Below are 20,921 nucleotides of genomic sequence, written 5' to 3' on the forward strand. Positions count from 1 at the left end.
CTTGGCTAAACTCTGCCACCATGTCCCGGCGCACCCCCCTTTCCCCCGATATGCCCGCCCTTGCGGCTCGGCACAGCCCAAGCCCGGAGGGGACCTCGGCGCTGGCTGCTCGGATCGCCGCTGTGCTGGGGGCGGGCGATGTTCTGCTTCTCAGCGGTGATCTGGGCAGCGGCAAAACCCATTTTGCCCGCGCGCTGATACAGGCCCGGCAGGCAGAACATGGCATTACCGAGGATGTGCCCTCACCCAGTTTCACCCTTGTGCAAACCTATCAGGCCGGAGATCTGGAAATCTGGCATTGCGATCTCTACCGGCTGACCGGCCCGGACGAGGCGCTGGAACTGGGGCTGGAAGAGGCTTTTGCCGATGCGCTTTGCCTGATCGAATGGCCCGACCGTCTGTCCGGGCACTGGCCCGATGACGCGGTCATGCTGCATTTCGCACCCGACGCAAAACCCGAAGACAGCCGGATCATCACGCTCCATTCCGCCGCGCCTGCCAGCCCGCTGGCGGCAAAGCTGACCCGCTGTGTGGAGAGCCCATGAACGTGGATATTCAGGGATTTCTGCGGCAGGCCGGATGGGCCGGGGCGCGCCGGCAGGAGATTGCAGGCGATGCCTCGGCCCGGCGCTATCTGCGGCTTTGTGCTGGCCCAGAAACCGCTGTGCTGATGATCGCGCCGCCTGCGGATCGTGCCGCCTGTGACAGTTTTCAGGCGATGGCGGGATATCTGACGGGCCATGGCCTGTCGGCGCCGCATGTTCTGGCCACGGCGCCAGAGACGGGGCTGATGCTGCTGGAGGATCTGGGGGATGATCTGATCGCCCGGCGGGTGGCCGATGACCCGCCGGGTGAGGCGCAGCTTTACACCGCCGCTGCCGATCTCTCGACCCATCTCGCCGGTCTGCCGCCCCCGCCTGATCTGCCCCGCCTGACGCCGGAGCGCATGGTGGGGATGATCGCCGTGACCTTTGAACAAATGCCATCCGGCGCGCAGCCCAACACCCTGCGGGATCAGATTTCGGGGCCATTATTCACGCTTTTGCAAAGCCATGCCGCAGGTCCGGGGGTGACAATCCTGCGGGATTACCATGGGGAAAACCTGATCTGGCTGCCGGATCGCACAGGTCATGCCCGGATCGGCCTGCTGGATTTTCAGGACGCGGTGATCGGGCCTGCGGGCTATGATCTGATCTCGCTTCTGGATGATGCGCGGCGGGATGTGTCACCGGCGCTGCGCGGGCAGCTGATTGCGCGGCAGGCGGCAGCGCTGGGGGTTGACCCGGACCAGTTTGCCCTGCGCTGCGCGCTGTTGTCGCTGCAACGCAACCTGCGCATTCTGGGCGTTTTTGCCCGGCTGGCAGAAACCCATGGCAAACCCGGATATCTGCGCCATATGCCGCGTGTGGCGGGCCATATCCGGCGGGCAGCGGGTCATGCCGGGTTGACAGATTTGCAGGCCCCGGTGGGGTTGCTTCTGGACCATTACACGAAAGTCCCCGCCCGATGACCCCGCGTGCCTGCATGATCATGGCTGCCGGGTTCGGCACCCGTATGGGCGCGCTGACGGCTGCGTGTCCCAAACCCCTGATCAAGGTGGCCGGGCGCCCCCTGATCGACCATGCCCTGGCCGAGGCCAGGGATGCGGGGGCCGGCCGGATCGTGGTGAACGGGCATTACCGGGCCGATCAACTGGCCGCATATCTGGCGGATGCGCCGGAGGTCCGGTTTCTGCATGAGGTGCCGGAGATCCTCGATTCCGGCGGCGGGGTGCGCAATGCGCTGCCGCTGTTGGGCGAAATACCGTTCTGGACGCTGAATTCCGATGCGGTCTGGCGGGGGGATAACGCGCTCAACACCCTTGCCGCAGGCTGGAGGCCGGACCGGATGGGCGGGTTGCTGTTGCTGGTGCCGCAGACCCGGGCCGTGGGGCGCAAGGACGGGGGGGATTTCGCGCTGGCCGGGACGGGGCAGATCACCCCGGACAAATCCGGTCTGGTCTGGACCGGCGCGCAAATCCTTGATCCGGCGGTTTTTGAGACCACCCCGCCGGGGCCGTTTTCCATGTGGGTCATATGGCGAAAGCTGATCGTCGAGGGGCGGCTGTTCGGCCTCCCCTATTCCGGGGTCTGGGCGGATGTGGGCCATCCCGGCGGCATCGCCCTGGCCGAAGAGATGCTGCGGGGCGCAGATGCTGTTTGAGCCCACAGACAAACCCCGGCTGTTCGCCACCCCGCTTGGGGTTGATTTCACCGCCGCCCTGATCGACGGGGTCGAGGCCCGTTTGCAGGGTCAGCCGCCCGAGGCGCTGGCGCGGGTTGAGATTTATGTCAACACCGCCCGCATGCAGCGCCGCCTGACCGCGCAGTTTGCACAGCGCCGGGCCAGCTTTCTGCCCCGCATCCGGCCGGTGACCGATCTGGCCGCGCGACCGGATATGGCCGGGCTGCCCCCGGCGATGTCACCGCTTAGGGAGCGCCTGCAACTCAGCCAGCTGATTGCCCGGCTGCTGGATCAGCGCCCCGATCTGGCGCCGCGCGCGGCACTTTATGCGCTGGCCGACAGCCTGGCCGATCTGATGGGGGAGATGCAGGAAGAACGGGTAACGCCCGGGATGCTCCATAATCTGGATGTGGGTGATCATGCGCAGCACTGGCAACGCAGTCAGGCGTTCCTGTCCATCGTCGCGCCGTTTTTCGCGGGCGATGACAGCCTGACGGTCGAGGCGCGCCATTCGGCCATTGTTGACCGGCTGGCCCGGCTCTGGCAGACCGCGCCGCCGGATCATCCGGTGATCGTGGCAGGCTCCACCGGGTCGCGCGGGGTGACGGCCCGGCTGATGCGGGCGGTGGCGGGCCTGCCGCAAGGGGCGGTGGTGCTGCCGGGGCTGGATTATGACATGCCCGATACGGTGTGGCAGGGTCTGTTGCAGGGCCGCGCCATGGGTCTGGGCGGGGAGGATCACCCGCAATACCGTCTGGGGCGCTTTGCCACCGATTTGGGGCTGGCCCCGGGGGCAGTGCCGGTCTGGGGTGCGGTCTCACCCCCGCATCCGCTGCGCAACCGGTTGATATCCCTTGCCCTGCGCCCGGCCCCGGTGACCGATCAGTGGCGTGAGGAAGGTCCGAAACTGGGTGATCTGACCGGGGCGGTGGCCGGTCTGACGCTGATCGAGGCGCCCACGCCCCAGGCCGAGGCGACCGCGATTGCCCTGCGCCTGCGTCAGGCCGCCGAAGACGGGCAGACCGCCGCGTTGATCAGCCCCGACCGGACCCTGACCCGGCAGGTGACCGCCGCGCTGGACCGCTGGCAGATCCTGCCCGATGACAGCGCCGGGCAGCCCGTGGCGCTGACCGCGCCGGGGCGTCTGCTGCGCCATGTGGCCGAGGCGATGGCGACCCGCCCAAATGCCGAAGCGCTGCTGGTGCTGCTGAAGCATCCGCTGTGCCATTCGGGCCGCGATGGCCGGGGCCAGCACCTGCTGCGCAGCCGCGATCTGGAATTGCAGGTGCTGCGCGGCGGTGGCCCCTATCTGGAGCGTGCCGATCTGATGGTCTGGGCCGGGGCGCGCGACAGTGATCCGGGGGCTGTGGACTGGGCTGTCTGGCTTGCCGATCTGCTGCTGGTGGACCCCGCTATCGGGGCTGTGCCATTTGCCGATCATGTGGCGCGGCATCTGGCGCTGGCCGGGGCTTTGGCCGCGGGGCCGGGCGATGATGCAGAGACGCGGACCGGCGCGCTATGGGAGCGTGAAGACGGCCAGACGGCAGGGCGTCTGATGCAGGCGGTTGCGGCCGATGCGGATGCGGGGGGTGATCTGACGCCAGTGGAATACCGGGACCTGATCAGCGCGGTTTTGCAGGACGCGGAGGCCCGCAACCCCGTCCGCCCCCATGCGCATATCATGATCTGGGGCGCGTTGGAGGCCCGGGTGCAGGGCGCGGATCTGATGATACTGGCGGGGCTGAACGAAGGTATCTGGCCCGCCGCCCCCGGCGCCGACCCCTGGCTGAACCGGGCGATGCGGGCCGAAGCCGGGTTGCGCCTGCCGGACCGGCAGATCGGCCTGTCCGCCCATGATTTCCAGCAGGCGGTGGCGGGCAATGAGGTCTGGCTGAGCCGGTCGCGCCGGGATGCGGAGACCGAAACCGTGCCCTCGCGCTGGCTGAACCGGTTGCTGAACCTGATGGAGGGGACCGGCGAGGGCGCGCACGCGGCCCTGAAAGAGATGCGGGCGCGGGGGGATATCTGGCTGGCCCGGGCCGAGGCGCTTGGGACGCCTGAGGCCCCGGTTGACCCGGCCCCGCGCCCGTCGCCCTGCCCGCCCGTGGCGGCGCGGCCCGCCCGGCTTTCGGTCACCCAGATCGAAAAACTGGTGCGCGACCCCTATGCGATCTATGCGCTGAAAGTGCTGGGGCTGAAACCTCTGGACCCGCTGCGCCAGACCCCTGATGCCCGCCTGCGGGGCACGACATTGCATGCGATCCTGCGCCGCTTCATCAAGGCCACCGATGCGGGCCTGCCCGAGGCGGCAGAGGATCTGTTCAACCGCCTCACCGCCGAGGCGCTGGAACAGGAGGTGCCCTGGCCCGTGGCGCGGCGTCTGTGGCAGGCGCGCATGGCGCGCATCGCGCCCTGGTTTGTGACGACCGAGCGGGACAGGCGCGCCTTTGCCGCCCCCCATCTGCTTGAGATAAAGGGGAAACTCACCTTCCCCGAAACGGGGTTCACGCTCAGCGGTACGGCGGACCGGCTGGATCGCACCGCTGACGGGGCGCTGGCGATTTACGATTACAAGACCGGTTCGGTGCCCTCCGCCGATCAGGAGCGCTATTTCAACAAACAGCTCTGGCTGGAGGCGATGATGGCCCGGGGCGGGGCCTTTGGCGATGCCAGGCAGGTCGCGCGGATCGCCTATATCGGGCTGGGCAGCGGTGGCAGATTGCTGACCCATGAGGTCACCGATGCCGAGATTGACCTGATCGCCACAGAGTTCGACGCCTTGCTGACCCATTACGCCGAACCCGCCACCGGCTACACCGCGCGCCGCGCCATGGCCGAATTGCGCTATGCGGGTGATTACGACCATCTGGCGCGCTATGGCGAATGGGATGAAACCACCCCGCCCCAATCCGAAGAGGTGGGCGGATGAGTGTGAATGAGGCCTCCCGCGCGCAGATCATTGCCGCCGATCCGGGGCAATCCACCTGGCTTTCGGCCAATGCGGGCAGCGGCAAGACCCGGGTTCTGACCGACCGGGTTGCGCGGCTGCTGCTGGAGGAGGTGCCGCCGGAGCGCATTCTCTGTCTGACCTATACCAAGGCGGCGGCGTCCGAGATGCAGAACCGCCTGTTCCGGCGCCTTGGCGAATGGGCAATGATGGGGGTTGACGGGCTGGAAGAGGCGCTGAACAATCTGGGGCTGGACCCCGCAGAGATCACGCCCGACCTGCTGTCGCGCGCCCGCACGCTGTTTGCCCGCGCGATCGAGACGCCGGGGGGCCTGAAAATCCAGACCATCCACTCGTTTTGCGGCGGGGTGCTGCGCCGGTTTCCGCTGGAGGCCGGGGTGTCGCCCGGCTTCACCGAAATGGATGAACGCGCGCAGATGCTGCTGGCCGAGGATGTGCTGGGCGATCTGGCGGCTGGCGGCGATGTGGCGGCGGTGGATGCGGTGGCGCAATATCTGTCAGGCGATGACATGGCCGGGCTTTTGCGCGCGCTTCTGGCCCATCGCGACGGGGTTGAGCCGCCGAAAAGCCGGGCGGATATTTTCGGCTGGTTCGGGATCGACCCGGGGTTGAGCGCCGCAGATATTCTGGGTCCGTGTTTTCTGGGCGGTGAGCAGGCGCTTTGTGACAGGTTGCTGCCGCATCTGGACCCGGAAAGCCGGACCTATGGCAACAGCCATCGGATATTGGCGGGGATCAATTGGCTGCGCCCCGGTCTTGAAGATCTGACGCAACTCGAAAAGGTGTTTCTGACGGGCTCAGCCACCAAGACGCCGGATGCGGCCAAGATCGGCTCGTTTGGCAATGCCCAGATACGGGCAGCTATGGGCGCGGATCTGGCACCACTGGAAGACTTCATGCTGCGCCTTGAAGCGGCTCGCCCGCAGCGCCGGGCCCTGCAATCGGCGGGCAAGACCGCCGCGCTGCACCAGTTCGCCGCAGCGTTCCTGCCCGCTTATGACGCTGCGAAACAGGCCCGTGGCTGGCTTGATTTCGACGATCTGATCCGCCGCACCCGGGCCTTGCTGATGGCACCGGGCGTGGCGCAATGGGTTCTGTTCCGTCTGGATGGCGGGATTGACCATATTCTGGTGGATGAGGCGCAGGATACCGCCCCCGCCCAATGGCAGATCATCGCCAAACTGGCCGAGGAATTTGCCGCCGGTATCGGCGCGCGGGCCGATACGCCGCGAACCATTTTTGTGGTCGGCGACAAGAAACAGTCGATCTATTCCTTTCAGGGGGCCGACCCGTCGGGGTTTGACCGGATGCGCGAGCATTTCGCCGGGCAACTGGCCCAGATCGGCGCGCCGTTCCAGGCGCGCGAACTGATCTATTCCTTCCGCTCGGCCGCGCCTGTTCTGGCGCTGGTTGATCATGTGGCGGGCGGAGCGGCGGCGGCAGGCGTGGGGCCGGATGTCACCCATACAGCCTTCAAAACCGCTTTGCCCGGGCGGATCGACATCTGGCCGCATATCGCCAGATCGGAAAAGCAGGTGCCATCGAACTGGGAAAACCCGGTCGATCTTCTGGAAGAGGATCATCACCATGTGCGTCTGGCGCGCCGGGTGGCCGAGGCGATCAGCGCGATGCTGGACGGGCAGACCATGATCACCGTTGAGGAAGACGGCAAAACCCGCCGCCGCGCGGTGCGGGCCGGCGACATTCTGATATTGGTGCAGCGCCGGTCAGACCTGTTTCACGAGATGATCGCCGCGATCAAGGCGGCGGGCCTGCCGATTGCCGGGGCCGACCGGATGCGCGTGGCCGCTGAACTGGCGGTGAAGGATCTGATCGCGCTGATGGCGTTTCTGGCCACGCCCGAGGATGACCTGTCATTGGCCTGTGTTCTGCGGTCGCCCGTTCTGGGCTGGTCCGAGGCGGCGCTGTACGATCTTGCCCATGGGCGCAAAGGCTTTTTATGGCGCGCCCTGCAAAGCCGGGCCGGGGCGTTCCCGCAGAGTGTGGCGCTGTTGGAAGACCTGCGCGACCGCGCGGATTTTCTGCGCCCCTATGACCTGCTTGAACGGGTGTTGATCCGCCATGATGCCAGGCGCAATCTGCTGGCCCGTCTGGGGCCCGAGGCGGAAGACGGCATTGATGCGATGCTGGGTCAGGCGCTGGCCTATGAACGGATGGAGGTGCCCAACCTGACCGGATTTGTCGGCTGGTTGCAGGCCGATGACGTGACCATCAAACGCGACCCGGGGCGGGCGGGAAACCAGATCAGGGTGATGTCGATCCACGGGGCGAAAGGGCTGGAAGCGCCGATTGTGATCCTGCCCGATTGCGCACAGCGGCGCAGCGGCAATCAGGGTGTTCGCCTGCTGGAGCCCGAAGGCGGCCCGCTGGTCTGGCCGATGCCCAAGGCGGATGCCCCGGCAATGATGCGGCCCGCCCATGAGGCGGCGGCCCGCGCCGAGGCGGAAGAACGCAACCGGCTGCTTTATGTGGCGATGACGCGGGCGGAAAGCTGGCTGATCGTGGCCGCCGCCGGTGATCTGGGCCGGGCAGCGGGGCAAAGCTGGTACGGGATGATCCGCGAAAGCGCCGAGGCCCTGAGTGCTGCGCCACAGCCGATGTTCGGTGAGACAGGCTTGCGTCTGGAAAGCGGCGATTGGGCCGCGCCGGGGGATGCCGCACCGGTCGCCGCGCCGCCGCCCGCCGGGTTGCCGGACTGGGCGCGGCACCCGGCGGCGGATACGGGTCGGATGCAGCCCGCCCGCGCGCCCTCTGATCTGGGCGGGGCCAAGGCGCTGGCCTCTGATACCGTCGGGCTGGCCGAGGATCAGGCGAAACGGCGCGGCCGGTTGATCCATCTGCTGCTGGAGCATCTGCCCGGCGTGGCCGAGGCCGGATGGGCGGCGGCGGCCCCGGGCATTCTGGCATTGGAGGAAGACGTGCCGGAGCCGGAACAGGCGGCCCTGCTGGAAGAGGCAAGCAGGGTTCTGACCGCCCCGGCCCTGGCCCCTGTCTTCGCCCCTGACACCCTGGCCGAGGTGCCGCTGACCGCCTGGAGCGACATCTTGTCGGTGCAGTTGTTTGGCGTGATCGACCGGCTGATCGTGACCGAAACCCGCGTTCTGGCGGTTGATTTCAAATCGAACGCCACGGTTCCGGCCCGGGCGGAAGATGTGCCCGAGGGGCTGTTGCGGCAGATGGGGGCTTATGCGGAAATGCTGAGCCCGCTTTATCCGGGCCGCAGCATCGAGACGGCACTCCTCTGGACCCGGACTGCAACGCTGATGGTGCTGCCTCACAGTTCCGTCATGGCGGCGTTGCAAAGGGCAGCCTCTGCTTGACCTTGGCGGGTCAGGTTCCTACCTTCACCCTCCAACATCAATGATCCGCGCCTTTGAGGAGAGCGAGCAATGACCACCGTTTCCGTCACCGATGATACGTTTGACGCCGAGGTCCGGCAATCGACCATCCCTGTTGTGGTGGATTTCTGGGCCGAATGGTGCGGCCCCTGTAAACAGATCGGCCCGGCCCTGGAAGAACTGTCAAGCGAGTATGACGGCAAGGTCAAGATCGTGAAGGTGAATGTGGATGAAAACCCCACCGCGCCCATGCAACTGGGTGTGCGGGGCATTCCGGCGCTGTTCATGTTCAAGGATGGGGAAGTGATCTCCAACAAGGTCGGCGCGGCCCCGAAAGCGGCCCTGCAGAAATGGATTGACGAGGCGGTCTGACCCCGCCCTGGTCTGCGCCCCCGCTGTAAGAGGGCACGACAGTTTTCAGCAACAGACCCGCCGGGGATCACCCGGCGGGTCTTTTTTGATATACGGGGAGTGCCCGGAGATGCGGGAATTCCACATACCTCTCCCGCAGATGGCCCGGTGCTTCAGGTCCAGTCCAGCACCACCTTGCCCGACTGCCCTGACAGCATTGCCGCGAACCCGTCACGATATTCCGCCGCCTTGAACCGGTGGGTGATGACCCGGCGCACATCCAGCCCGTTTTCAAGCATCGCGATCATCTTGTACCAGGTCTCGAAAATCTCCCGGCCATAAACGCCTTTGATTGTGATCGCCTTGAAGACGATCCGGCTCCAGTCGACGGGGGATTTGCCCGGCGGAATGCCCAGAAGCGCAATCCGCCCGCCCATCACCAGCGTTTCAACCATCTGGTCCAGCGCCCGCTGATTGCCCGACATCTCAAGCCCCACATCAAAGCCCTGCTGCAGGCCCAGTTCGGGGATCACAGCGGCCAGATCCTCCTGCGCGACATTCACCGGCCGCAGATCGGCCACCTGTCCTGCCAGATCCAGCCGGGCCTGGTTCACATCGGTGATCACCACATGGCGCGCGCCTGCATGCCGGGCCACGGCGGCGGCCATGATCCCGATCGGGCCGGCGCCGGTCACCAGCACATCCTCGCCCAGCAAATCAAAGCTGAGCGCTGTGTGAACCGCATTGCCCAACGGGTCCAGAATGGCCCCGATCTCATCATCAATCGTATCGGGCAGGGGCACCACATTGAACGCGGGCAGGGCCAGATATTCCGCGAATGCGCCCTGTTCATTCACCCCGATCCCGCGGGTTTCCGGATCGAGGTGGAACTTGCCCGCCCGGCTCTGGCGCGATGTCCTGCCGATCAGATGCCCCTCGCCCGAGCAGCGCTGGCCAAGTGTCAGCCCCTCCACATTCCGGCCCATCTCAACGATCTGCCCGGCAAATTCATGGCCGGTGACAAGCGGGGTCGGCACGGTTTTCGCGGCCCAGTCATCCCAGGTCCAGATATGGATATCGGTGCCGCAGATCCCGGTCTTGTTGATGCGGATCAGAACCTCATCGGGTTTGATCTCGGGGACGGGAACGGCCTGCATTTCCAGCCCTTCCACCGGGGCGGGTTTGACCAAAGCCTGCATCTGATTGGTCATCTGATCACCCCCACATCCCGCCCGGCGGCGGCAAAGGCCTCCAGCCCGAAATCCAGATCATCGCGGGTCAGGGCGGCATTCATCTGGGTTCTGATCCGCGCCTTGCCTTTGGGCACAACCGGGAAGAAGAACCCGGCCACATAAACGCCACGCGCATAAAGCGCCGATGCCATCTCCTGCGCCAGCCGGGCCTCGCCCAGCATCACCGGGATGATCGGGTGCTGGCCGGGCAGAAGGTCGAACCCCAGATCGGTCAGACCGGCCCGCCAATGGGCGGCATTCTCGAAAAGCTGTGCGCGCAGCCCGTCGCCCGCCTCGACCAGTGTCAAGGCTTCCAGCCCCGCGGCGCAAACCGCGGGCGGCAGGGCGTTGGAAAACAGATAGGGGCGGGAGCGTTGGCGCAGCAGGTCGATCACCGGTTGCGGCCCGGCGATATAGCCGCCGATGGCCCCACCAAGCGCCTTGCCCAGGGTGCCGGTCAGCAGATGCACCTGATCGGCGACGCCTGCATGATGGGGGGTGCCGCGCCCCTCAGGCCCCATGAAGCCCGTCGCATGGCAATCATCGACCATCACCACCGCGTCATAAGCCTCTGCCAGGGCGGTGATCTTGGCCAGGGGCGCCAGATAGCCATCCATCGAGAACACGCCATCTGTGGCAATCATGATCGTACGCGCGCCTTCGGCCCTTGCGGCTTTCAACTGCGCCTCAAGCTCCTCCATATCCGCATTGGCATAGCGATAGCGCCGGGCCTTGCACAGGCGGATGCCGTCGATGATCGAGGCATGGTTCAGCGCATCGGAAATAATGGCATCCTCGGGGCCGAGCAGGGGTTCGAACAGCCCGCCATTGGCATCGAAACAGGCGGCAAACAGAATCGCGTCTTCCTTGCCCAGAAACCGCGCCAGCGCCTGTTCCAAAGCGCGGTGCAGGCCTTGCGTGCCGCAGATGAACCGCACGCTGGCCATGCCATACCCCTGATGTTCCATCGCCTCGCGGGCGGCGGCAATCAGGGCCGGATGATCGGCCAGACCCAGATAGTTATTGGCACAAAGGTTAAGCAGCCTGCGCGGCCTGCCATCCTCTGTGACCGTCACATGCCCGCCCTGTGGCGAGATGATCGGGCGTTCCGTCTTGTAAAGCCCGTCCTCCCGGATGTGTTTGAGGGTTTCGGATACGCGTGTGAGAAAAGCCTGGGACATATGCGCGACCTCCTGACCGCCAGCATAAACCATGTTGCGCGCCAGATTGAATGGCGCGCGACATGGATATCAGGCAAGCTGTCGGAAACGGGCGTTTTATAACTTCGGTCTGAAATTTCACCCCGCTCAGCACCATCCCGCCCGGCGGCAACGCCGGGCAGCGCCCGACCCGCCCCAACAGGGCGGGCGCTTCTCGCCCACCCTTCGGTTCGGGCGCTGCCCTCCGCGCAATGCATGTGCGTTGAGGATTAGATGGATGATATTCTAGGCCTCAGATCCCCACAAAAGGCTGCGCGATGCGCGGCAAAATCCCGTCGAATTTCAGCGGCGCGTCGGTTGCGATCAGGCAGATGCAATCCGCCCCCGGTTCCGCCGTGGGGGTGTGATGGGTCTCCGCATTGGCAATCTCGATATCACCGCGGGCAAAGCGGTCTTCCTCATCCGCATAGGCGCCTTGCAGAACCAGCGTCATCTCGGTGCCCCGGTGGCTGTGCATCGGCATCGCCTGACCGGCGGGAATGTAAAGCAGCCTTGCGCTGGCATCCTTGCCGGTATGCAGCACGCATTGTTTCACCCCCATGCCGACGGGGCGCCATTTCACCGTGTCGAGATCGCCGCCGACCATCTGGCGCAGCGGCGCGGGAAAGACGCCCGTTGCAGGGGCAATCTCTGTCATCTCCGGCATCGGGTCGCCGGTGATCCGCGCAAGGGTTGCCTCCAGACTATGCGCGTCCAGATCGGCCAGCCCGATCGTCTCCAGCACACCGCCGCCAATGGCCTCGTAGCTTTCCAGCCGGGCGCGGGCCTCATCGCTGAGCGAGACATGGGTTGCGACAACCAGGTCAAAAGCCTCGGGCAGGGCGCCTGCCGCATAGCCCATCAAAAGGTCGTCGGGTATCTGGTGGTTTACATCAATCATATCATTTCACGTCATATTGTGCCGAAGCCGGTCCAGCGCCAACCTAATGCGCGACTTGATCGTGCCAAGGGGCAGACCGGTTTCGGCGGCGATTTCGCTATGGGTGAGGTCTCCGAAATAGGCGCGTTCGACCAGAACCCGCTGCTTTTCGGGAAGGTGTTTCAGGGCATCTGCCAGTTGTGTGCTTTCCTGCTGAAATGCGATCACATCAGCCTGATCAGGGGCCGCTTCGGGGCCCCAGGGCAGGTCTTCAGGTTCAGGCCGGGCATATTTGCGCAACAGGTCGATCCTGCGGTTCCGGGCTATGGTGAAAATCCATGTCGCCACACTGGCCCGGGACGGGTCATACATATGTGCCTTGCGCCAAAGCGTTGCCATGACATCCTGCATGCAGTCCTCGGCCAGGCCGGCATCGGCGCCGGATTTCATCAGAAACGCTTTCACCTTTGGCGCGAAATGCCGGAACAGCGCGGCAAAGGCCGTCTGATCGTGATGGCAGGCAATTGCACGCACAAGCCCGGCCCAATCTGTCTCATCTTCTGGTGCGATGGTCACGGCTTTCCCGGGTTTCGCATCCGCTGCCAGCACGGTGTCACGGCTTTGCCGGATCACGCTTGGCGGCAGCTTTGCAGGTGCATTATGGTCATTCATCACAAGCATACAGACCATACGCGCAATGGCCTAACACGGATCATTCTTTTTTGTTTCATCCGCAAGGGGACATTGCCCGTAATCCCATATAGAGATTGAAAAACGCGCTTGGGGAATCATCCGTGCCATTTGAAACTGCCGCCGCCGCGCCACGCCGTATTGCTGTTATCGGGGGCGGGATTTCCGGGATGGGTGCGGCCTATCACCTGTCGAGAACCCATGCCGTCAGCCTGTTCGAGGCCGAGGGACGACTTGGCGGGCATGCGCGCACGGTTCTGGCCGGCGCAAATGGCGATCAGCCGGTCGATACCGGGTTCATCGTGTTCAATTACGCGAACTATCCCCATCTGACAGCGCTGTTTGATGCCTTGGACGTGCCGGTTGCCAAAAGCGATATGAGCTTTGCTGCCTCGATTGATGGTGGCAGGATTGAATACGGATTGCGCGATGTCAGGTCGCTTTTCGCCCAGAAATCAAATCTGCTGCGCCCCGGTTTCCTGCGTATGGTGCGCGATATTCTGCGGTTCAATGCGCAGGCTGTGGGGATGGCGGATGACTGCACCATAACCCTGGGCGATCTGATGGATCAGATGGGCATGGGCCGCTGGTTCCGCGACTATTACCTGACGCCGATTTCAGGGGCGATCTGGTCCACACCGAAAGAAGAGATCATGGCGTTTCCGGCGCAGGCGCTGGTCCGGTTCTTTCGCAATCATGCACTGTTAAGCGCTACGGGGCAGCATCAATGGTGGACGGTTCAGGGCGGATCGGTCGCCTATGTCAGCCGTCTGGAGGCGGCGATGCGGCGGCAGGGCGTCGGCATCCATCTGGGCCACCCGGTTCAGAACGTGCGCCGGGTCGCGGGCGGGGCTGAAATTTTCCACCGGGGCGGGTGGGAGATGTTCGATGAGATTGTCTTTGCCAGCCATTCTGATGACACGCTGGCGATGCTGGCCGATCCCAGCCCGGCAGAGGCCGCTGCCCTTGGCGCGGTGCGCTATCAGGCGAATGAAGCGGTGCTGCACGCGGATGCGCGTGCGATGCCACAGCGCCGGGCAACCTGGTCGGCCTGGAATTACGCGGAACGTCCCGGTCATGACGGGGGGCCGATTGATCTGACCTATTGGATGAATTGCCTGCAACCGATCCCCAAAGCGGACCCGCTTTTCGTGACGCTGAACAGCCGTGGCCCGATTGATGAGGCGCTGATCTATGACAGCACGATCTTCCGCCATCCGGTCTATGATCTGGCGGCATTGACGGCCCAGAATACGATTCGCAGCATGAATGGCAGCAACAGCACATGGTTCTGCGGTGCCTGGATGAAAAACGGTTTCCATGAAGACGGCTATGCCAGCGCCATCGAGGTGGTCGAGGCGATGGCGCTGCGGGACAGATTGGTGCTGGCCGCGTGACCCCGCGCATCGACCATATCGCGGGGGAGACCTTTCACGGTCGCCGCGGCGCGGTTGAAAACGCGTTCAGATACAGCATTGACTATGTGATGTTTGCACCGGAGGCGGAGGCGACACCCCCCCGCCTTCTGGGCCGGAACAGGGGCAATCTGTTCTCGCTTTGGGACAAGGATCATGGCGGTGCACCGAAACAGGGGCGGGGCGCGCCCTGGGCACGGGAGGTTCTGGCGACCCATGGTCTGGCTGCGGCCACAAATGGCCCGCTATACCTGCTGGCCCAGCCCCGGATGCTGGGCCATGTGTTCAACCCGGTCAGTTTCTGGCTGGCCTATGATGCGGATCATGCATTGCGCGCGGTCATTGCCGAGGTCACCAACACGTTCGGGGACCGTCATTCCTATCTCTGCGCGTTTGACGATCACCGGGAAATCACCCGGTCCGAGACACTGAGCGCGCGGAAAATCCTCCATGTCTCGCCGTTTCAGCCGGTGGAGGGCCGCTATCGCTTCCGGTTTGACATTCGCGCGGATCGCATCGGTATCTGGATCGACTATGCCACCGGCAATGAAGGGGTGATTGCGACGCTGACGGGGCGGCGCAGACCGCTCACCTCCATGGGGCTGGTTCGCGCTGCATTCCGGCGCCCTTTCGGGGCCCGCCGGGTTCTTGCGCTGATCCATTGGCAGGCGTTCAGATTATGGTGGAAAGGCGGGCGGTATCGCACCCGCCCGACGCCGCCCGCCGATGAGGTATCGCGCTGATCCGGCACCGGCCCGCGGGTTGGGTGCACAGGATGTGCAACGCTCTTTACCTGTCCGGGTCATCCGTGCAGAAACGGGCCGTCAGGGCACGCCTCTAAAAGGAACAAACCCATATGCGCGACTGGACCGGAAAACGCTATTGGCTGGTCGGGGCCTCGGAAGGGCTTGGCCGGGCCGTGGCCCATCATCTCAGCCGGGCGGGTGTGGATCTGGTGCTGAGTGCGCGGGGCGAGGAACGGTTGCAGGATCTGGTGGCCGAATTGCCGGGCCGGGCCTCATATGTGCCGGTTGATATCGCCGATACGGCCTCGGTCAGGGCCGCCGCCGGGGAAGTGGGCGAGATTGACGGGTTTGTCTTTCTCGCCGGTGTCTATTGGCCGCAAAAAGCACAGGACTGGAACGCCGGTCAGGTGGAGGCGATGCTTGACATCAACCTGACCGGGGCGGCCCGCTGCCTTGCCCATGTGGTGCCGGGTTTTGTCGCCCGCGACCGGGGGCATATCGTTCTGACCGGCTCCCTCTCCGGGTTTCGCGGCCTGCCGGGTGCCATCGGATATGCGGCATCAAAAGCCGGGCTGATGTCGCTGGCGGAATCGATCTATGCGGATCTGCGCAAGACCGGTGTTCAGGTGCAATGCGTCAATCCCGGCTTCATCAGGACCCGCCTGACCGGGAAGAATGATTTCTCCATGCCCTTCATCATGGAACCCGAACAGGCCGCGGCGGAGATTTTCGAACATATGGGCACTGACCAGTTCCAGCGCAGTTTTCCGCGCCTGTTCAGCCTGCTGTTCCGGGCCAGTGTGTTTCTGCCAAACTGGGTGTATTATCGGGTCTTCCGATAGGCCCGGGCTTGCGCAAGATCAAAGACGGGAGGGCCGGTCGCGCCGACAAGGGGGTCAGACACCACGCAAGGAGGATATACCATGCTGGCCATTTCAACACGGAAGGTGGCGCAGATCATTCTGATGGGTCACGAGCTGGACCGCGCAGAAGGCGAGTTTCGCGGGTTTCTGGAGGCCCTGAACACCGATGAACAGGCCGAACTGGTTGCCATCATGTGGATCGGGCGGGGGAGTTTCGAGCCTGAGGATTTTGCCGAAGCGCTGGACACCGCCCGGGCCGAAGCGACAACGCCAACCGCCGATTACCTGATCGGCACGCCGCATATGGCCGACCATCTTGAGGCCGGGCTGGAAATGCTGGGCATTGATGCCTCTGAGGAACAGGATGATCTGATGTAAGGCGGGCCATCTGCCCGCCATGTCCTGCCTTTTTGCCATGCCGGTCCCGCAAGCGTCGGGCGGGGTCTGCCGGATTTGGGCCTGTCTACGTCGCGAAATTGGCCCTTTCAGCGCCCCGAATTTGCGATAAGCTGGGCAAGATTGGGAGACAGGCACATGACAACCGACACGATCCGCTTCACGCTTGATGGCGTTGAGGTCGAGGCACAGCCCGGCGAAACCCTCTGGGAGGTCGCCAATGGCCGGGGTCTGGTGATCCCGCATTTGTGCCACAAACCCGCGCCGGGCTATCGCCCTGACGGCAATTGCCGCGCCTGCATGGTCGAGATCGAGGGGGAGCGGACGCTTGCCGCCTCCTGTATCCGCGAACCGGTTGAGGGGATGGTGGTTGTGACCGCCAGCACCCGGGCGCAAACCGCGCGCAAAATGGTGATGGAAATGCTGCTGGCCGATCAGCCGGCGCGGGACCATGCCCATGACACCTCTGCCCATCTCTGGGACATGGCCGAGGTCAATGGCGTGACCGAAAGCCGGTTCCCGGCGATGGAACGTGACCGGATTCCGCTTCTGGATGACAGCCATATCGCGATGTCGGTCAATCTGGACGCCTGCATTCAATGCGGGCTGTGCGTGCGGGCCTGCCGCGAGGTTCAGGTCAATGACGTGATCGGGATGGCCGGGCGCGGCCATGATGCCTATCCGGTGTTCGATTTCGATGACCCGATGGGCGACAGCAGCTGTGTGGCCTGCGGCGAATGCGTGCAGGCCTGCCCGACCGGGGCGCTGATGCCCGCAAGCGTCGTTGATGACCATCAGACCGGCGACCGTGAGGATATTGACAGCGCGGTTGAAAGCGTCTGCCCGTTTTGCGGCGTGGGCTGTCAGGTTTCGGTCAAGGTCAAGGACGGCAAGGTCAAATATGTCGAAGGCATCAACGGCCCGGCCAATGAAGGCCGGCTCTGTGTCAAAGGCCGGTTCGGGTTCGATTACATCCACCATGCGCATCGCATCACCAAACCGATGATCCGCCGCGAGGATGCGCCCGAAAAGGGCCTGAATGTGGACCCGGCCAACCCCTGGACCCATTTCCGCGAGGCCACGTGGGAAGAGGCGCTGGACAAGGCCGCCCATGGGCTGGCCGATCTGCGCTCATTCTACGGCGGGAAATCCGTGGCCGGGTTCGGCAGCGCGAAATGCACCAATGAAGAGGCATATCTGTTCCAGAAGCTGATCCGCCAGGGCTTTGGCCATAACAATGTCGATCACTGCACGCGGCTGTGCCATGCGTCCTCGGTCGCGGCCCTGATGGAAAATGTCGGCTCGGGCGCGGTGACGGCCAGCTTTAACGAGATCGAAAACGCCGACCTGGCCATTGTGATCGGGGCCAACCCGACCGAAAATCACCCGGTCGCCGCCACCTTCTTCAAGCAGTTCACCAAACGTGGCGGTGCGCTGGTGGTGATGGACCCGCGTGGTCAGGCGCTCAAACGTCACGCGAAACACATGCTGCAATTCCGCCCCGGCACGGATGTGGCGCTGCTGAATGCGATCATGAATGTGATCGTGGAAGAGAAGCTTTACGACCGGAATTACATCGAAGGGTTCACCGAAGGTTTCTTTGAGTTCCGCGAACATATCCGCGCCTTCACGCCCGAGCGGATGGCAGAGCTGTGCGGCATCGACGCGGCCACGATCCGCGCTGTGGCCCGCGATTACGCCGGGGCCTCCCGTGCGATGATCTTCTGGGGGATGGGTGTCAGCCAGCATATCCATGGCACCGATAATTCCCGCTGCCTGATTTCACTGGCCCTGCTATGCGGCCAGATCGGGCGGCCGGGCACAGGCCTGCACCCTCTGCGTGGTCAGAACAATGTTCAGGGGGCGTCGGATGCCGGGTTGATCCCGCAGTTTCTGCCGGATTATCAGTCGGTCAGGGACCATGAAGTGCGGGAGCTGTTTCGCCATATCTGGGGCGGAACAGAGATTGACCCGGAACCGGGGCTGACCGTTGTCGAGATCATGGACCGTGTCTATCGCGGCGAGATCAAGGGCATGTATATTCTGGGTGAAAACCCCGCCATGTCCGACCCGGATGTGGAACATGCCCGCAAGGCGCTGGCCCATCTGGATCATCTTGTGGTGCAGGATATTTTCGTCACCGAAACCGCGAATTTCGCCGATGTCATCCTGCCTGCCTCGGCCTTCCCGGAAAAGTCGGGCACGGTCACCAACACCAACCGTCAGGTGCAGATCGCCCGCAAGGCGGTTGAGGCGCCGGGTGCGGCGCGGGAGGACTGGCAGATCATCGTCGATCTGGCCAATCGCATCGGCCTTGACTGGGATTATGACGATCCGCGGGAAATTTTCGATGAGATGAAAATGTCGATGCGGTCCCTGCATCACATCACCTGGAACCGGTTGGAGACAGAGGGCGCGGTGACCTATCCAAGCCTGTCGAACACCGATCCGGGGCAGGCGGTTGTCTTTGGCGATGGGTTCCCCCGTCGTGCCGGGCGCGCCATGTTCACCCCGGCCCGTGTGACCCCGCCTGCCGAGGTGCCGGATGAGAGATTTCCGATGATCCTGACCACCGGGCGACAGTTGGAACACTGGCATACCGGGTCGATGACCCGCCGGGCCACGGTTCTGGATGCGGTGGAACCGGAGGCGAATTGTTCGCTGCACCCGTCGACCTTGCGCAAGCTGGGGGTGGAGCCGGGCGGCAAGGTGCGCCTGACCACCAGACGCGGATCAATCGAGATCATGGCGCGGGCCGACCGGGCGGTATCGCCCGATATGGTGTTTGTGCCCTTCGCCTATGTGGAGGCCGCAGCCAACATCCTGACCAACCCGGCACTTGACCCCTATGGCAAGATCCCCGAGTTCAAGTTCTCGGCGGTGAAGGTCGAGGCGGCCGAGAGGCAGGTCGCGGCGGAATAGAGCGGGCCATCATCTGGATTTGATCCGGGACTGTAGACCGCATCATACTCCATCGCTTTGGATGGGCATTCCCAAACGGCTGTTATAGCCCACTTGCCGGGCGACGCCGCCGGGCAGGGCGAAGCCCTCTGTTCTTATATAGGTATTTTCAGAAATTTGGCATCGCAATGCGGCGCGCACCGGTTCAAAAGCCCATCATGCCCCGGATCACCGGCAGGATCGCTGCTGCAATCACGCCGACGCAGGCGCCAATTCCAAGCCGCATCAGCGGTGCGCCAAGCCGGGGGCCTGCAAGGCTGAGCACCCCGCAGATTGCCGCGTAGAAGATCAATGCTGTCATGTCCATGACTGGACCTTAGCATATCAGGCTGTCATGTCTTGGGGAATTCCCGAACCAGAGCCATGCCATGACCCCCGATGCCAGCCGCTTCCTGTCTGATCTGCACTATCTGCGCAGTTTTGGCACGACCGGCACGGGTGTGGTGCGCCGGGCATTCTCGGAACCTGACATCGCCTCGCGGGACTGGCTGGCCGGGCAGATCAGGCAGATCGGGCTGACCCCCCATATCGATCCGGCGGGCAATGTGTTCGGCCTGGCCGATGGTCCCTCGCTGTTGATCGGGTCGCATTCCGACACCCAGCCCGAAGGCGGCTGGCTTGACGGCGCCTATGGGGTGATCGCCGGGCTGGAGATTGCCCGGGCGGCAGCAGAGGCAGGCGGCCCGGCCATTTCGATGGTCAGTTTCCAGGATGAGGAAGGCCGCTTTGGCGCGTTGACCGGAAGCGATATCTGGGCCGGTCGCACCCCGCTGGCCGAGGCCGATGGCTACATGTCCACCGATGGCATACGCTTTGGCGATGCGCGGCAGGGGCTGGCACATCTTATGCAAGATCACTTTGTCGATCCCGCGCGCTTCACCGGCTTTCTTGAAATGCATATCGAACAGGGGCCGGTGCTGGATCAGTCCGGCGACAGGGCAGGGGTTGTGACCTCGATTGTGGGTCTGCGACAGGTGCAGGTCACCGTGACCGGCCAGCAGAACCATGCGGGCACCACGCCGATGCATTTGCGCCGGGACGCTTTTCAGGGGGCAGTACAGGTCGCCAGCCTGCTGAGGGAGCGGTTTGCCAATGTGGTCACCCCCGATACGGTCTGGACCATCGGCCATTTCCGGTTGCATCCCAATGCATCCTCGGTTGTGCCGGGGCAGGCGGTTTTTACCATTCAATGGCGCGATGGTGATGCCGACCGGCTGGACCGGCTGGAACGGGTGATCAAAGACGTTCTGGCCGAGGTGGGAACCGAGACGGGGATGGCGGTCGCGGCAACGCAGTTGCGCAATGATCTTGTGCCCGTACCGATGGATGACAGGATGCAGGCCGCCTTGCGCGCGGCGGCGGAAAAACACAGCCCCGGTTCCTGGCGGTCGATGCCATCCGGTGCCTTGCATGATGCCTCGAACCTGTCACATCTGATGCCGGTGGGGATGCTGTTTGTGCCCTCGATCGGCGGCATCAGCCATGCGTTCGATGAGGACACAAAACAGGAGGATCTGGTTCTGGGCCTGCGGATTCTGGCCGAGGCTGCCGCCACGCTGGCCCCGGGGAGAGGCTGAGCCGTCTGCTCGCGTTTCGAGACACGCTTTGACGCGCTTTAGGCCCTGATCCTTGTGCCAT

Annotated in this window: 17 protein-coding genes; 12 read left to right on the top strand and 5 right to left on the bottom strand. The window is 64.2% G+C overall.

What is annotated here, in order from left to right:
• Positions 1–20 precede the first annotated feature (20 nt).
• The 6 genes from tsaE to trxA all read left to right on the top strand — a co-directional run bounded on the left by tsaE (position 21) and on the right by trxA (position 8,922).
• Entirely contained in the window at positions 21–545 is a 525-nt protein-coding gene (gene tsaE / locus E2K80_RS18040) for a tRNA (adenosine(37)-N6)-threonylcarbamoyltransferase complex ATPase subunit type 1 TsaE (protein WP_238475582.1), read from the top strand.
• The gene (locus tag E2K80_RS18045; protein WP_135376260.1) at positions 542–1,510 is read left to right on the top strand and encodes an aminoglycoside phosphotransferase family protein; all 969 of its coding nucleotides are present in this window, start codon (positions 542–544) and stop codon (positions 1,508–1,510) included. Before tsaE ends, E2K80_RS18045 begins: the two co-directional genes overlap by 4 nt.
• Entirely contained in the window at positions 1,507–2,202 is a 696-nt protein-coding gene (locus tag E2K80_RS18050) for a nucleotidyltransferase family protein (protein WP_135376261.1), read from the top strand. The genes E2K80_RS18045 and E2K80_RS18050 overlap by 4 nt, the downstream gene beginning before the upstream one ends.
• Entirely contained in the window at positions 2,192–5,152 is a 2,961-nt protein-coding gene (addB, locus tag E2K80_RS18055) for a double-strand break repair protein AddB (RefSeq protein WP_238475583.1), read from the top strand. The genes E2K80_RS18050 and addB overlap by 11 nt, the downstream gene beginning before the upstream one ends.
• A complete protein-coding gene (gene addA / locus E2K80_RS18060; protein ID WP_135376262.1) occupies positions 5,149–8,532 on the top strand; it encodes a double-strand break repair helicase AddA in 3,384 nt (1,127 codons plus the stop codon). Before addB ends, addA begins: the two co-directional genes overlap by 4 nt.
• 69 nt (positions 8,533–8,601) lie before the next feature.
• On the top strand, positions 8,602–8,922 hold the full coding sequence (gene trxA, locus E2K80_RS18065; RefSeq protein ID WP_135376263.1) for a thioredoxin: 321 nt from the start codon (positions 8,602–8,604) through the stop codon (positions 8,920–8,922).
• Positions 8,923–9,074: 152 nt separating this feature from the next.
• On the opposite strand, the gene tdh is transcribed toward trxA, so the two are convergent.
• The 4 genes from tdh to E2K80_RS18085 all read right to left on the bottom strand — a co-directional run bounded on the left by tdh (position 9,075) and on the right by E2K80_RS18085 (position 12,902).
• On the bottom strand, positions 9,075–10,112 hold the full coding sequence (tdh, locus tag E2K80_RS18070) for an L-threonine 3-dehydrogenase (protein WP_135376264.1): 1,038 nt from the start codon (positions 10,110–10,112) through the stop codon (positions 9,075–9,077).
• Positions 10,109–11,314: a glycine C-acetyltransferase gene (locus tag E2K80_RS18075; RefSeq protein WP_135376265.1), complete on the bottom strand. Its 1,206-nt coding sequence runs from the start codon at positions 11,312–11,314 to the stop codon at positions 10,109–10,111. The genes tdh and E2K80_RS18075 overlap by 4 nt, the downstream gene beginning before the upstream one ends.
• Before the next feature lie 271 nt (positions 11,315–11,585).
• Positions 11,586–12,233 (bottom strand): ChrR family anti-sigma-E factor, encoded by a 648-nt coding sequence (locus tag E2K80_RS18080; protein WP_135376266.1) that lies wholly within the window; start codon positions 12,231–12,233, stop codon positions 11,586–11,588.
• 6 nt (positions 12,234–12,239) lie between these two features.
• Positions 12,240–12,902, bottom strand: coding sequence for a sigma-70 family RNA polymerase sigma factor (locus E2K80_RS18085; RefSeq protein WP_238475584.1), 663 nt, complete (start codon positions 12,900–12,902; stop codon positions 12,240–12,242).
• 104 nt (positions 12,903–13,006) lie between these two features.
• Between E2K80_RS18085 and E2K80_RS18090 the strand changes: the two genes are divergently transcribed.
• The 5 genes from E2K80_RS18090 (at position 13,007) to fdhF (ending at position 19,244) form a co-directional block, all read left to right on the top strand.
• Positions 13,007–14,299, top strand: a complete 1,293-nt coding sequence (locus E2K80_RS18090) for an NAD(P)/FAD-dependent oxidoreductase (protein ID WP_135376267.1) — start codon at positions 13,007–13,009, stop codon at positions 14,297–14,299.
• Positions 14,296–15,060 (top strand): DUF1365 domain-containing protein, encoded by a 765-nt coding sequence (locus tag E2K80_RS18095; protein ID WP_135376268.1) that lies wholly within the window; start codon positions 14,296–14,298, stop codon positions 15,058–15,060. The genes E2K80_RS18090 and E2K80_RS18095 overlap by 4 nt, the downstream gene beginning before the upstream one ends.
• A 113-nt stretch (positions 15,061–15,173) precedes the next feature.
• Positions 15,174–15,905 (top strand): SDR family NAD(P)-dependent oxidoreductase, encoded by a 732-nt coding sequence (locus E2K80_RS18100; RefSeq protein ID WP_135376269.1) that lies wholly within the window; start codon positions 15,174–15,176, stop codon positions 15,903–15,905.
• Between the two features lie 81 nt (positions 15,906–15,986).
• Positions 15,987–16,304 carry a DUF3775 domain-containing protein gene (locus tag E2K80_RS18105; protein ID WP_135376270.1) on the top strand — a complete coding sequence of 106 codons (318 nt, stop codon included), beginning with the start codon at positions 15,987–15,989 and terminating at the stop codon, positions 16,302–16,304.
• A gap of 156 nt (positions 16,305–16,460) precedes the next feature.
• Positions 16,461–19,244 (top strand): formate dehydrogenase subunit alpha, encoded by a 2,784-nt coding sequence (gene fdhF, locus E2K80_RS18110; protein WP_135376271.1) that lies wholly within the window; start codon positions 16,461–16,463, stop codon positions 19,242–19,244.
• Positions 19,245–19,428: 184 nt separating this feature from the next.
• Here the strand turns inward: fdhF and E2K80_RS19230 are convergent, their stop codons facing one another.
• Positions 19,429–19,584: a hypothetical protein gene (locus tag E2K80_RS19230; protein WP_168193047.1), complete on the bottom strand. Its 156-nt coding sequence runs from the start codon at positions 19,582–19,584 to the stop codon at positions 19,429–19,431.
• 67 nt (positions 19,585–19,651) lie between these two features.
• Here E2K80_RS19230 and E2K80_RS18115 point away from each other — a divergent pair, with 67 nt between their 5' ends.
• Entirely contained in the window at positions 19,652–20,860 is a 1,209-nt protein-coding gene (locus E2K80_RS18115) for a hydantoinase/carbamoylase family amidase (protein ID WP_135376272.1), read from the top strand.
• Positions 20,861–20,921 lie beyond the last annotated feature (61 nt).

It is taken from the genome of Rhodophyticola sp. CCM32, assembly GCF_004751985.1.
GTDB lineage: Bacteria > Pseudomonadota > Alphaproteobacteria > Rhodobacterales > Rhodobacteraceae > Rhodophyticola.